The following is a 13249-nucleotide window of genomic DNA, read 5'->3' on the forward strand; positions in this document are numbered from 1 at the left end:
GTTAGTAAAAAACTGCGGGCTCAGTGATAACGGACGATTAGCAAAGCCCAAGCCATTCATTATCATCCCTTTAACAGCTTCGCCTGGTGTTATTTCTTGCTTTTCATCTTGAGGTAAATATTTATCTAATAGCGGAACAATTTGTAAGTCATCAATAATGCCAGCGACAATACCATGGTGATCTAATCGTTTAATTTTAAAGCTCATATTTACCTCGTTTATTAAGGCTTATATTTTACTAAATTAACGATCGTTTAGCTGCTTATATTTTAAATGGAAATTATCGGAATTTGACCTAATCAATGTGTGATTGAGTGCAACGAATATATTAACTTTTTTAACAAGCAAAAATGATCAAATACTTAAGCGGATTGGTATAAGCACCTCTTTTTAGCAACAAAAAAGGCGACTCAATGAGTCGCCTTTTTAAACAGAAAGTTAAAATATCATCTTCTGGTTAGCTTGATAGCACGTAACTGGGCAACTGCTTGCGCAAGTTGTGCAGTAACCAAAGCATAATCAATATCCTTACTAGGATTTGATAATTGCTCTTTAGCAGCACGTTCCGCTTGTTCTGCTTTCGCTTGGTCAAGATCTTGACCACGAATTGCAGTATCAGCTAACACGGTTACGCCACCGGGTTGTACTTCAAGAAAACCACCAGAGATATAAATGACTTCTTCGCCACCACCTTGCTTAACCAATGTCACCATGCCTGGTTTAATGGCTGTTAGCAGTGGCGTGTGACCAGGCATGATACCAAGTTCACCTTCTTGACCTGTTACCGATAGATGTGAAACTCGTCCTGAAAACAGTGAAGTTTCAGCACTTACCACATCTAAATGAGTAGTCATTGCTTTAGTCATAATAAACTCCCGCTATTATAAGCTTTTCGCTTTTTCAACCGCTTCTTCAATTGCACCTACGTATAGGAACGCTTGCTCAGGGATATCGTCGTAATCACCAGCGATTAAGCCTTTAAAGCCAGCTAATGTGTCTTTAAGTGATACGTAGATACCTGGGTCACCGGTGAATACTTCTGCTACGTGGTAAGGCTGAGTAAGGAACTTCTCAACTTTACGCGCACGCGATACAGTTTGCTTATCTTCTTCAGAAAGCTCGTCCATACCGAGAATAGCAATGATATCTTTCAGCTCTTTGTAACGCTGTAAAATACCTTGTACACCACGTGCAATATCGTAATGCTCTTGACCAACAACTAATGGATCAAGCATACGTGACGTAGAATCAAGCGGATCGATTGCTGGGTAAAGACCAAGCGATGCGATATTACGTGATAATACAATCGTTGCATCTAAGTGAGCAAAGGTTGTTGCTGGTGATGGATCTGTTAAATCATCCGCAGGTACGTATACCGCTTGGATTGAGGTAATAGAGCCTGTTTTAGTCGAGGTAATACGCTCTTGTAAAACCCCCATCTCTTCAGCAAGTGTCGGTTGGTAACCTACCGCAGAAGGCATACGACCTAAAAGCGCCGATACTTCTGTTCCCGCAAGTGTGTAACGGTAAATATTATCGATAAACAATAATACGTCTTTACCTTCATCACGGAAACGCTCAGCCATCGTTAAACCAGTCAGGGCAACACGTAAACGGTTTCCTGGTGGCTCGTTCATTTGACCGTAAACCATTGCTACTTTTGATAACTCAGGTTTTTCGATGTTTACAACACCGGCTTCCTGCATCTCAAAGTAGAAATCGTTACCTTCACGAGTACGCTCACCAACACCAGCGAAAACAGACAAACCTGAATGTTTAAGTGCGATGTTATTGATAAGCTCCATCATGTTGACTGTTTTACCAACACCTGCACCACCGAATAGGCCAATTTTACCGCCTTTTGCGAAGGGACAGATAAGGTCAATTACTTTAATACCAACTTCAAGTGTTTCAGATGATATAGCTTGCTCTTCATAAGAAGGCGCTGCACGGTGAATTTCATAGTGCTCAGTTGCCTCAACTGGACCACACTCATCAATTGGCTCACCCAATACATTCATGATACGGCCTAATGTTGCCGTACCAACAGGTACTGTGATTGCTTTTTGCGTATCAGTTACTTCTAAACCACGACTCAAACCTTCAGTAGCACCCATGGCGATACAGCGTACAACGCCACCACCAATTTGTTGCTGTACTTCCATAACAAGGTTCTTTGCAGTGACGTTCAAAGCACTGTAAATATTCGGTACATCTGTCTGTGAAAATTCAACATCCACAACAGCACCGATAATCTGTACGATTTTACCTGAACTCATCTCTGATCCTCTAAAATCTTTAATTTCTAATTATACCGCAGCCGCACCACCGCAAATCTCAGAAAGCTCCTGAGTAATTGCAGCTTGACGGGCTTTATTGGCAACAAGTTGTAACTCATCAATCAAGTCGTTAGCGTTGTCGGTAGCGGATTTCATCGCTATCATACGTGAGACTTGCTCACACGCTAAATTTTCTACAACACCTTGATATACCTGAGATTCCACATAACGAATAAACAGCGCATCCAATAATGTTTGCGCCTCACCTTCGTAGATGTAGTCCCATAGATGTGAAGATAACTCTTCATCATCATCTGCTTTTGGCAGAGGTAATAATTGACTAATCGTTGGTTCTTGTACCATGGTACTAATGAATTTATTGTGCACTATATATAAGCGATCAAGTTTACCTTCATCATATGCATCTAACATCACTTTCACCGAACCGATTAAATCATTAACCGATGGGGCATCACCCAAGCCTGTGACTTGTGCTGTAATATTAGCGCCTAGATTAGAAAAGAAGCTCGTTGCTTTAGAACCAATAATGGCTAAATCAACCTCTACACCCGTTTCTGAGTGTGCTTTCATTTCTTTAATGAGTTTTTTAAACAAGTTAATGTTTAAACCACCACATAAACCACGATCACTTGAAATGACAATATAACCAACACGCTTTATCTCTCTTTCGACAACATAAGGGTGCTTGTATTCAAGTTTACCAAGTGCGATATGACCAATCACTTTGCGCATAGTTTCAGCATATGAACGTGTGCTGTTCATACGTTGCTGCGCACGACGCATCTTTGATGCTGCGACCATTTCCATCGCACCAGTGATTTTCTGAGTGTTTTTAACACTCGCGATCTTATTTCTAATTTCTTTATCGCCGGCCATCTCTAGCTCCTAATCAATGATTAATTACCAGGTTTGCGTCGCAACAAAAGATTCTAGGATAGAGTTAAACTGTCCTTCGATCTCTTTATTGTAATCACCAGTTTCATTAATTTGAGCATAGAATTCTGCATGCTCATTTTTAACGTAAGAGATTAAAGATGCTTCAAAGTCTAATACTTTGCTAACATCGACATCTTTTAAGAAGCCTTTCTCTGCAGAAAATAGTGATAACGCTTGCTCAACAATAGACATAGGAGAATATTGTTTTTGCTTCATTAACTCTGTCACTTTTTTACCATGATCCAGCTGTTTACGCGTAATGTCATCAAGATCTGATGCAAATTGTGCAAAGGCCGCCAGTTCACGATATTGCGCGAGTGCTGTACGAATACCACCGGCTAGCTTTTTAATCACTTTACACTGCGCAGCACCACCAACACGTGATACCGAGATACCCGGATCAACCGCTGGACGAATACCACTATTAAACAGTTCAGTGGTTAAGAAGATCTGACCATCGGTAATAGAGATAACGTTAGTCGGTACGAATGCAGATACATCACCCGCTTGTGTTTCAATGATCGGTAATGCGGTTAAAGAACCTGTTTTACCTTTCACTTTACCGTTAGTAAATTTTTCTACATACGCTTCGCTTACACGAGATGCACGTTCTAAAAGACGTGAATGAAGATAGAAAACATCACCTGGGTATGCTTCACGACCTGGTGGACGTTTAAGCAGTAGTGAAATTTGACGGTAAGCAACCGCTTGCTTAGACAAATCATCATAAACAATCAGTGCATCTTCACCGCGGTCGCGGAAATACTCACCCATTGAACAGCCCGCATAAGGAGCAAGATACTGCAGTGCTGCCGTTTCTGATGCAGAAGCAACAACAATGATAGTATTTTCTAATGCGCCATGCTCTTCAAGTTTACGTACTACATTGGCAATGGTTGATGATTTTTGGCCAATCGCAACATAGATTGAGTATAAACCGGTATCTTTTTGGTTGATGATGGCATCAATCGCAATCGCTGTTTTACCAACTTGGCGATCACCAATGATAAGTTCACGTTGACCACGGCCAATTGGAATCATTGAATCGATTGATTTCCAACCCGTTTGTACTGGTTGGTCGACTGATTTACGATCGATTACACCCGGTGCAATCACTTCAATTGGAGAGTAACCATCATTTTCGATAGGTCCTTTTCCATCAATCGGCTCACCCAGTGTGTTTACAACACGACCAAGAAGACCTTTACCTACAGGTACTTCAAGAATACGACCCGTCGATTTTACCTTTTCACCTTCTTTGAGATCACGGTAAGGCCCCATTACTACTGCACCTACTGAGTCACGCTCAAGGTTAAGTGCCATAGCAAAGCTGCCATTCGGTAATTCGATCATCTCACCTTGCATACATTCAGCAAGGCCATTGATGCGAATAATACCATCGCTGACAGAAACGATTGTACCTTCATTTCGCGCTTCGCTTACCGCTTCAAATTTTCCAATTCGTTGCTTGATAAGATCGCTAATTTCAGTGGAATTCAGTTGCATGCTAACTTCCCATTAAGATTGTAGAGTATTAGATAAACGTGTTAGTTGACCGCTAGCTGAGCTATCAATCACTAAATCACCCGCAGTAATTACCATTCCGGCAATCAGTGCTTTATCAATACTACAATTTAGATTTACTTTTCGTGCTAGGCGTTTTTCCAACGACTTGCTCAGATTTTCTTTTTGCTTATTAGACAGGGCATAAGCAGAAACGATATCAACATCGACCTCTTTGTTTTGCTCTGTTTGTAATTCTGCAAAAATCTGGGCAACGCGAGGTAAAACACTCAAGCGTCCATTTTCAGCCATTATTTTAATGAAGTTCAAACCATGCTCATCGAGCTGGCCCTCACAAACACTAATAAATAGATTACCTAATTCATCCGCTGTTTTGTCACGTGTTAACAACTCAGCCATCGTGGGGTTATTCACCACTTCAGCTGAAAACTGTAACATTGCAGACCAAGTATCAATGCACTTGTTTTCAACAGCAAATTCAAAAGCAGCTCTTGCATAGGGACGAGCTACGGTAGTCAATTCAGACATCAGCTCGTTCCTTATAGTTGAGTAACCAATTTATCAATAATGTCGCTATTTGCGTCTTTATCAATTGAACGCTTAATAATTTTTTCTGCACCGGCGATAGCAAGTATTGCGACTTGTTGACGTAGCTCTTCACGTGCGCGATTGCGTTCAGCTTCCACTTCAGCTTCGCCTTGCGTAATAATTTTACTACGTTCAGTTTCACCTTCCACTTTTGCTTCTTCAACAATTTGAGCGCCACGTTTATTTGCTTGTTCAACAATGTCAGCAGCTTGTACTTTAGCTTCTTTTAATTGTTCAGACGCTTTAGCTTGCGCTAGTTGCAGATCTTTTCCTGCACGTTCAGCCTGTGTTAGACCGTCTAGAATTTTCTTCTGACGCTCTTCGATTGCCGTGATAAGCGGCGGCCACACAAACTTCATACAGAACCAAACAAAAAACGCAAATGCGAATGCTTGGCCTAATAGGGTTGCGTTGATATTCATAACGGTTCCTTAATAATAGAGTTAATTAAGATCCGGTATTACGCAGGTAGTTGAGCTAGGAATGGGTTTGCGAATACAAAGAATAATGCAACACCAACCGCAATCATAGAGATAGCATCAAGTAGACCCGCTACGATGAACATTTTAGTTTGTAAAGCAGGACCAAGTTCAGGCTGACGCGCAGTCGCTTCTAAAAATTTACCACCTAAGATAGCAAAACCAACAGCGGTACCGAATGCAGCAAGACCAATCATAAGTGCAACAGCGATCGCCGTAGAGCTGATAATAAGTTCCATTTTTTTCTCCGAAATATTTAAAGTTATTGAAATTGATTAATAAAGTTTTGTTTTAAAAATTAGTGATCTTCATGTGCCATGCTGAGGTAAACAATTGTTAACATCATAAAAATAAAGGCCTGTAGCGTGATAATTAAAATATGGAAGATTGCCCACGGCACAGAAAGTGCTGCTTGCGTCCACCAAGGCATCAATGCTATCAGAATAAAGATCAGCTCACCTGCGTACAGGTTACCAAACAAACGAAGTGATAAAGATATCGGCTTCGCAATCAGTGAGATCGTTTCTAGTAAGAAGTTTACTGGAATAAATACCCAATGATTAAAAGGTTGTAGAGTAAGTTCTTTTACGAAACCACTCACCCCCTTTATCTTAATAGAGTAAAAAACAATCAAGAAAAATACACTTAAAGACAAACCAAAAGTGATATTTAAATCGGTTGTTGGTACTACTTTCAGATAAGGAACACCTAAGAGTTGTTTGGCGGCTTCTGGAATAAAGTCAACAGGAATTAGATCCATCGCATTCATCAGGAAAATCCAGACAAAAATGGTAAGAGCTAATGGGGCGATAACTTGGCTACGACCATGAAACGTGTCTTTAACCGAGGTATCAACAAACTCAATCATCATCTCGACTGCACATTGAAGTTTGCCAGGAACACCCGTTGTTGCTTTTTGTCCAACCTTGTAAAAAACAAACAAGAATAGAACACCTAAGCCAACTGAAAACAGGAGTGAGTCAATATGCCAAGTCCAAAAACCAGCATCCGCACACGCATGATTAAATGCAATGTTACCATCAACCGTACACATTTTTGCATTGGTAAGGTGATGTTGGATATACGCTGAAGAAGTTAATACTTCATCTTTAGCTGTCATTTTTCATCCCGTTATTATTGTGAAAAAAGAGAGGTGCTAACCATTGCGATGCTATTAGTAGAGAAAATGAGCTATAAAACGCGATAAATGACAACGTTATATATTTCAAAAAAATAACTAATAAAATCACGGTTAGAAAGAGCTTTATCGCCTCTCCCGCGTAAAACCCCCTAAGTACTAATTTTGTTTGCCGAGCACCTGCATGTGCAAATGTCATGTAAACAAAAATAAAATTAGGAAGCAGAAAAGTGATTCCTCCTGCTAATGCTGAATAACCAGACTTAGCGGAAAAAAACACTGTTGAAATCAGTGCAACCATTAGCACAAGTAGTAATTGAAAAGCTACCAACTTCAGCCCTGACTTCTGACCTTTTTTTGCTAGTTTATCAACCACCATGATCTCCTTTATCATTTAATATGTGACAATAAAGTGCTTTTTATTAGCAACTTTACTGACCCAGATTAAAACATGCGCAAATTATACCGACAAAGTGCGCCAATGCAATATCAGAGCGCACTTCTTAGGTCGCTTTTACGGCTTATGTCTTAGTTTTAAAATTTTAAAAAAATGTTAAATTTGTTACGCGAATTGAGCGTTGACTATCTATTGACATCAAGGTTTATCTATTTTTTCATCAACAACAAAAAGCAAGGCATCGAGATCAGAAAGTGAGTTATAATCAATAATCAATTTTCCGGCCCCTTTTTTACCTGCTTTCGCACTGACTTTTAAGCCAAACTTATCTTGAAAGGTCTTTACAATATACAAATATTCATCACAAAGAGGTACTTTAACCTTTTTTTCCTGAGGGTTTTGTGATTTTTTTACCAGCTTTTCTGTTTCTCTTACTGTTAACAATTTTTCTGCGACTATGTTGGCAAGTTGAGATTGTTTTTCCGTTTCACAGCTTAATAAAGCACGGGCATGACCCATTTCAATCTCACCTTTCGCTAGTAATACTTTCACATCATCATTTAAATTATTTAAACGTAACAAATTACTCACGGTAGTGCGTGATTTACCCACGGCAGTGGCAACTTCGTGATGAGTGAGTTCAAACTCTTCTAAAAGACGTTTGTAAGCGATCGCTTCCTCCATGGCATTAAGGTTTTCACGCTGGATATTTTCAATCAGCGCTATCGCAATGGCTGCATCATCTTCTACATTTTTTATTAAACAGGGCACGGTTGCTAAACCAACTATTTTAGCAGCGCGCCACCGACGCTCACCAGCAATAATCTCATACTTTTGATGACCGGTTTCTCTAACTATAATCGGTTGAATAATACCTTGTGCATGAATTGAATTCGCTAATTCTTCTAATGCTTGCTCTGACATCTCACGACGAGGTTGATATTTTCCTGCTTGTAGTTGATCAATACTAATATCTTGTAGTGCACCTTTCACTTCATCAACTAATTGTTGCGTTTTTTGTGCTTGAAAATCATGTGAAACCTGTTTATTACGGTTTAACGTACTACTGCTTAATAAAGAATCCAATCCTTTACCCAAGCCTCTTTTTTTTCCTAACATGATTTTTTTCCTAAGCGAGTTCTACTTTTGATTCTTTAAGTTGCTCTTCTCGACGTAACATTTCACCTGCTAATGCGAGGTATGCTTTCGCGCCCGTTGATGACTTGTCGTAGTACATCACTGGAGTGCCAAAACTAGGCGCTTCTGCCAGACGAATATTACGTGGGATAATGGTGCGATAAACCTTTTCACCAAAATGTTTTTTAAGCTGATCTGAGACATCAGAAGAGAGCCTATTACGCGGATCGTACATAGTGCGCAGAATCCCCTCTATTTTTAAATCTGCATTAACCACAGCTGCCAGCTTACTAATGGTATCCACTAACGCAGTTAACCCTTCCAATGCGTAATACTCACACTGCATTGGCACTAAAACTGAATCAGCAGCACTCATTGCATTGATGGTTAACATATTAAGTGAAGGTGGACAGTCAATAAAAATGTAATCGTAGTTATCTCTATAATCTTTCAAGGCATTACGTAAACGCATCTCACGAGAATAAAGTTCCATCAATTTAACTTCAGCTGCGGTGACATCACTGTTAGCAGCAACAAGATCGTAGCCACCCGATGTTTCTGTTTCGATCACTTTATCTAAAGGTAGATCATCAATTAATAGATCATAAGCACTATGGGCGACTTGGTATTTATCAATCCCACTGCCCATGGTTGCATTGCCCTGTGGATCTAAATCGATCAGTAATACTTTGCGTTTTGTGGCGGCCATAGAGGCGGCAAGGTTAACGCAAGTAGTTGTTTTTCCTACTCCACCTTTTTGGTTTGCAACTGCAATTACTTTACCCACGAAAAACCTACTTTAAATAATTGATTATTAAACAAGTTCAACTTTGACTAAACAACGTTCGCCTTCAAGGTTGGGCACTTGTAATGTAATTGATTCGATAAACGTAAACTGTTGATCGAGTTTTTCTATCTCTTGCTTTGGAAGTTGACCTTTTAATGCAAGGAAATGGCCCTTTTCATTAGGTAGGTGCTTACACCAAAAGAGCATATCTTCCAATGAAGCAAAAGCACGACTTAATACAACATCAAATTTTTCTTCGGGCAGATACTCTTCAACACGACTTTGTATAAACTCTACATTTTTTAGTCCCAGCTCTAAAACAGCTTGGCGAATAAAACGTAATCGCTTACCTAAACTGTCTAATAGAACAAACTGTTTATCTGGATTGATAATAGCTAAGGGCAAACCAGGTAATCCGGGACCTGTTCCTACGTCAATGATACGTTTACCTTGTAGGTGAGGCGAGACAACTATACTGTCCATAATGTGTTTGACAAGCATTTGCTGTGGATCTCTTACAGAAGTGAGATTATACGCTTTATTCCACTTAGCGAGTAATTCAACTAATTGAATTAATTGAATTTGTTGTTTATCAGATAACTCAAGCTCCGTTTTAAGTAACATCTGTTGCAGTTGATTTAATAAACTCATTTTATAAAGCCTTACGTCTTATACCATTTTTCTTTAAATAGATCAGTAAAATAGAGATTGCGGCAGGGGTAATACCTGATATACGTGCAGCTTGTCCAATACTCTCTGGTTTTATGTCGTTAAGTTTGGTCACCACTTCATTGGATAAACCTTTTATTTCTGCATAATTAAGCGTATTAGGTAATGGTGTATCTTCATAACGTTTTAATTTAGCAATCTCACCAAGCTGTCTATCGATATAACCTTGATATTTGATCTTAATTTCAACTTGCTCTGCAGCTTGCTTACCTGTAACAGCAGGTCCTAGACCTTCTATTTTCATCAAGTCTTGATAATTCACTTCCGGTCTACGGATCATCGCTTCTAAGGTACTTTCACGCTGCATTGGATTTTTAAGTAATGCATTTATCTGTTCCGCGTTAACAGAATTAGGGTTAACCCATTGAGCTTTAAGACGCTGACATTCAAGCTCAACCACTTCCTGTTTTTCACTGAATGCTTTCCAGCGAACATCATCTATTAATCCATATTCACGACCAATTGAAGTTAAACGTGTATCGGCATTATCTTCACGTAACAACAGACGATATTCTGCACGACTGGTGAACATGCGGTAGGGTTCTTTAGTGCCCAGTGTGGAAAGATCATCCACTAGAACGCCTAAATAAGCTTCATCACGGCGAGGGCTCCAGCCCTCTTTATCTTGTACTTGTAAGCCTGCATTTAATCCCGCTAGTAAACCTTGTGCGGCTGCTTCTTCATAACCCGTTGTACCATTGATTTGTCCCGCAAAAAATAGACCATCAATGTATTTACTTTCGAGTGTAGATTTAAGATCACGCGGATCAAAATAATCATATTCAATGGCATAACCTGGACGCGTAACAAATGCATTTTCAAACCCTTTCATTGAACGAATAAACTCAATTTGAACATCAAAAGGTAAACTGGTCGAAATACCATTAGGATAAACTTCATGTGTTGTTAATCCTTCTGGCTCAACAAAAATCTGATGAGAATTTTTATCTGCAAAACGCATAATCTTATCTTCAATAGAAGGGCAGTAACGTGGCCCTATACCATCAATAACCCCTGTATACATAGGACTTCTATGTAAGCTATTACGAATAATATCATGAGTTTTTTCATTTGTATGAGTAATGTAACAAGGTATTTGACGAGGATGATCACTGGTTTTTCCCATGAATGAAAAAGTGGGAATAGGTGTATCACCATGTTGAACTTCTAACTGAGAAAAATCTATTGAACGTGCGTCAATACGCGCAGGAGTACCTGTTTTTAAACGACCCATACGGATGGGCAAAGACTTTAAACGTTCAGCTAAACCAATCGAGGCTGGATCTCCAGCACGGCCTCCACTGTAATTTTTCAAACCAATATGAATTAAACCATTTAAAAAAGTACCCACGGTTAGCACCACGGTTTTAGCTGAAAATTTCACACCCATTTTAGTGATAACACCAGAAACACGATCGTTTTCAACAACCAGATCTTCAACTTCTTGTTGAAATATCCTTAAATTTTCTTGGTTTTCCAATTTTTCACGAATAGCCGCTTTATATAAAAGACGATCCGCCTGAGCACGTGTAGCACGAACTGCGGGGCCTTTACTGGAATTAAGCGTTCTAAATTGTATACCACCTTTGTCCGTTGCACTCGCCATTAACCCACCTAGAGCATCAACTTCTTTCACTAGATGTCCCTTGCCTATCCCACCAATTGCAGGATTACATGACATTTGACCTAATGTTTCAATGTTATGTGTCAACAGTAGCGTATTCATACCCATACGAGCGGCAGAAGCGGCGGCTTCTGTTCCTGCATGGCCACCGCCAATAACAATCACATCAAAATGTTCGTGGTAATTCATTATTTTTCCAAAGTTACAGTTTTAAAAAACAGTTAAAAACAAAAAACATATTTTACCTACTTCCTCTCAAATAAGACACCACTAAGATCGAAACAATAATATTAGTAGTATATATAGATCTTTAAAGATCTTTTATTACTATACTTATTAAGCAATTGAATTTCTGTGTAAAACCATGATTAGATCTTAAAGATCAGGATCTTAAGTTAGATCTTAAAAGGTGCGTAATAAGGGATCTTTATGGGCTTATCTTTGGGATACTTTGACTACTTATACACAGTCAAAATTAACCACAGGTTTACACATTGTTTAAACATATTTCATTAAGTAGTTATAAATGCTTTATGCACAAAAGCCTGTGGGTAACTAAAACAGCATTAATCTCTTAGATCATTAAGATCTTCAATTAAAAGCGGGATCCAATCAGCAATACGATCCTCTGGTAGTGCATGCTCAACTACATCAATCTCTAACCGATCACCAATACGTTTTGCTCCCATTTCCTCAAGAATATAATCAAGATTTTTAGCAGCATCACAAAAAGTATCATAATTAGAATCCCCGATACCAACAATGGCATATCGAACATCATCCAAGGGAGCATTTACTTGCTGCAATTGTTCAACAAAATCTTTGAAGTTTTCTGGATAATCGCCTGCCCCATGTGTTGATAAACAAACTAACCAAATTTGTTCTTCTTGTAGAGATAGTTCATTTAAATCTGGTTCCAAGTGTAGAGCCGTATCAAAAAAGGCTTCTTCTAATAAAGTCTGAGCCGCCTCTGCTACATATTCAGCTCCACCTAATGTACTACCTACTAAAATTTCTATTTGACTCATTGTTTTCTCCTTAATGTTTTTACTATTTTCCCTACTATATAGGTAAAAATAAAATAGGAAACAAAGCCTGTGATTTATACGATGTAAGTACTCAATAAAAAATAGTAAGTTTTAGTTATATTAAAACTGCTAGGTAAATAGGTTTAAAAACACTTTGATTGCGATTAATGACTAATATAGAGCAAGAAAAACTCACATTGTCGTTTAATTAATCACTCAGTCATTTATTTTAAATAAAGTGCAATAAACGCTTGCCAAGGTGATCGGAATCTCTATAATGCGACCCCACAGACAAGGCAACTAACGCAAGTTACTTACCGAGTCCGAACCAACAAACTCGGTGAGTTTGAGCCAACAAAAACTTTTAAAGTTACTTGTTGACAAGGTTCAAGGTTAGCGTATTATACGCACCTCGCCGAAAGGCACGCTCTTTAACAATTTAATCAAACAATCTGTGTGAGCATTGATAGACGATTTCAAAAAAGTCCACTCTCCTCGTGAGAAGGGGACAAAAAGAATCAATATCAATGACACACGAATTAATTCATTAATTCAGAATAACAATAGAACGTAAAGTTCTAG

15 protein-coding genes are annotated in these 13249 nt (G+C 39.0%); all 15 read right to left on the reverse strand.

The window, feature by feature from the left end; translation table 11 throughout:
• The coding region (locus G322_RS0112985) for a DUF4277 domain-containing protein (protein ID WP_022942190.1) at positions 1 to 207 on the reverse strand (207 nt) is incomplete at its 3' end.
• A gap of 239 nt (positions 208 to 446) precedes the next feature.
• The gene (locus tag G322_RS0112990; RefSeq protein ID WP_022942191.1) at positions 447 to 866 is read right to left on the reverse strand and encodes a F0F1 ATP synthase subunit epsilon; all 420 of its coding nucleotides are present in this window, start codon (positions 864 to 866) and stop codon (positions 447 to 449) included.
• Positions 867 to 881: 15 nt separating this feature from the next.
• On the reverse strand, positions 882 to 2279 hold the full coding sequence (atpD, locus tag G322_RS0112995; protein ID WP_022942192.1) for a F0F1 ATP synthase subunit beta: 1398 nt from the start codon (positions 2277 to 2279) through the stop codon (positions 882 to 884).
• Positions 2280 to 2309: 30 nt separating this feature from the next.
• Positions 2310 to 3176 carry a F0F1 ATP synthase subunit gamma gene (gene atpG / locus G322_RS0113000; protein ID WP_022942193.1) on the reverse strand — a complete coding sequence of 289 codons (867 nt, stop codon included), beginning with the start codon at positions 3174 to 3176 and terminating at the stop codon, positions 2310 to 2312.
• Between the two features lie 24 nt (positions 3177 to 3200).
• Positions 3201 to 4742 carry a F0F1 ATP synthase subunit alpha gene (gene atpA, locus G322_RS0113005; RefSeq protein WP_022942194.1) on the reverse strand — a complete coding sequence of 514 codons (1542 nt, stop codon included), beginning with the start codon at positions 4740 to 4742 and terminating at the stop codon, positions 3201 to 3203.
• A 12-nt stretch (positions 4743 to 4754) separates the two neighbouring features.
• Positions 4755 to 5288, reverse strand: coding sequence for a F0F1 ATP synthase subunit delta (atpH, locus tag G322_RS0113010; protein WP_022942195.1), 534 nt, complete (start codon positions 5286 to 5288; stop codon positions 4755 to 4757).
• Positions 5289 to 5299: 11 nt separating this feature from the next.
• Entirely contained in the window at positions 5300 to 5770 is a 471-nt protein-coding gene (atpF, locus tag G322_RS0113015) for a F0F1 ATP synthase subunit B (RefSeq protein ID WP_022942196.1), read from the reverse strand.
• A 38-nt stretch (positions 5771 to 5808) separates the two neighbouring features.
• A complete protein-coding gene (gene atpE, locus G322_RS0113020) occupies positions 5809 to 6066 on the reverse strand; it encodes a F0F1 ATP synthase subunit C (RefSeq protein WP_022942197.1) in 258 nt (85 codons plus the stop codon).
• A 59-nt stretch (positions 6067 to 6125) separates the two neighbouring features.
• A complete protein-coding gene (gene atpB, locus G322_RS0113025; protein ID WP_022942198.1) occupies positions 6126 to 6947 on the reverse strand; it encodes a F0F1 ATP synthase subunit A in 822 nt (273 codons plus the stop codon).
• A complete protein-coding gene (locus G322_RS0113030; RefSeq protein ID WP_022942199.1) occupies positions 6937 to 7344 on the reverse strand; it encodes an ATP synthase subunit I in 408 nt (135 codons plus the stop codon). The genes atpB and G322_RS0113030 overlap by 11 nt, the downstream gene beginning before the upstream one ends.
• 216 nt (positions 7345 to 7560) lie before the next feature.
• The gene (locus G322_RS0113035) at positions 7561 to 8481 is read right to left on the reverse strand and encodes a ParB/RepB/Spo0J family partition protein (protein WP_022942200.1); all 921 of its coding nucleotides are present in this window, start codon (positions 8479 to 8481) and stop codon (positions 7561 to 7563) included.
• A 10-nt stretch (positions 8482 to 8491) separates the two neighbouring features.
• A complete protein-coding gene (locus G322_RS0113040; protein ID WP_022942201.1) occupies positions 8492 to 9286 on the reverse strand; it encodes a ParA family protein in 795 nt (264 codons plus the stop codon).
• Between the two features lie 27 nt (positions 9287 to 9313).
• Positions 9314 to 9937 carry a 16S rRNA (guanine(527)-N(7))-methyltransferase RsmG gene (rsmG, locus tag G322_RS0113045; RefSeq protein ID WP_022942202.1) on the reverse strand — a complete coding sequence of 208 codons (624 nt, stop codon included), beginning with the start codon at positions 9935 to 9937 and terminating at the stop codon, positions 9314 to 9316.
• 1 nt (position 9938) lies between these two features.
• On the reverse strand, positions 9939 to 11828 hold the full coding sequence (gene mnmG, locus G322_RS0113050; RefSeq protein ID WP_022942203.1) for a tRNA uridine-5-carboxymethylaminomethyl(34) synthesis enzyme MnmG: 1890 nt from the start codon (positions 11826 to 11828) through the stop codon (positions 9939 to 9941).
• 377 nt (positions 11829 to 12205) lie between these two features.
• Positions 12206 to 12667, reverse strand: a complete 462-nt coding sequence (gene mioC / locus G322_RS0113055) for an FMN-binding protein MioC (protein ID WP_022942204.1) — start codon at positions 12665 to 12667, stop codon at positions 12206 to 12208.
• Positions 12668 to 13249 lie beyond the last annotated feature (582 nt).

Source organism: Psychromonas hadalis ATCC BAA-638 (assembly GCF_000420245.1).
Lineage (GTDB): Bacteria > Pseudomonadota > Gammaproteobacteria > Enterobacterales > Psychromonadaceae > Psychromonas > Psychromonas hadalis.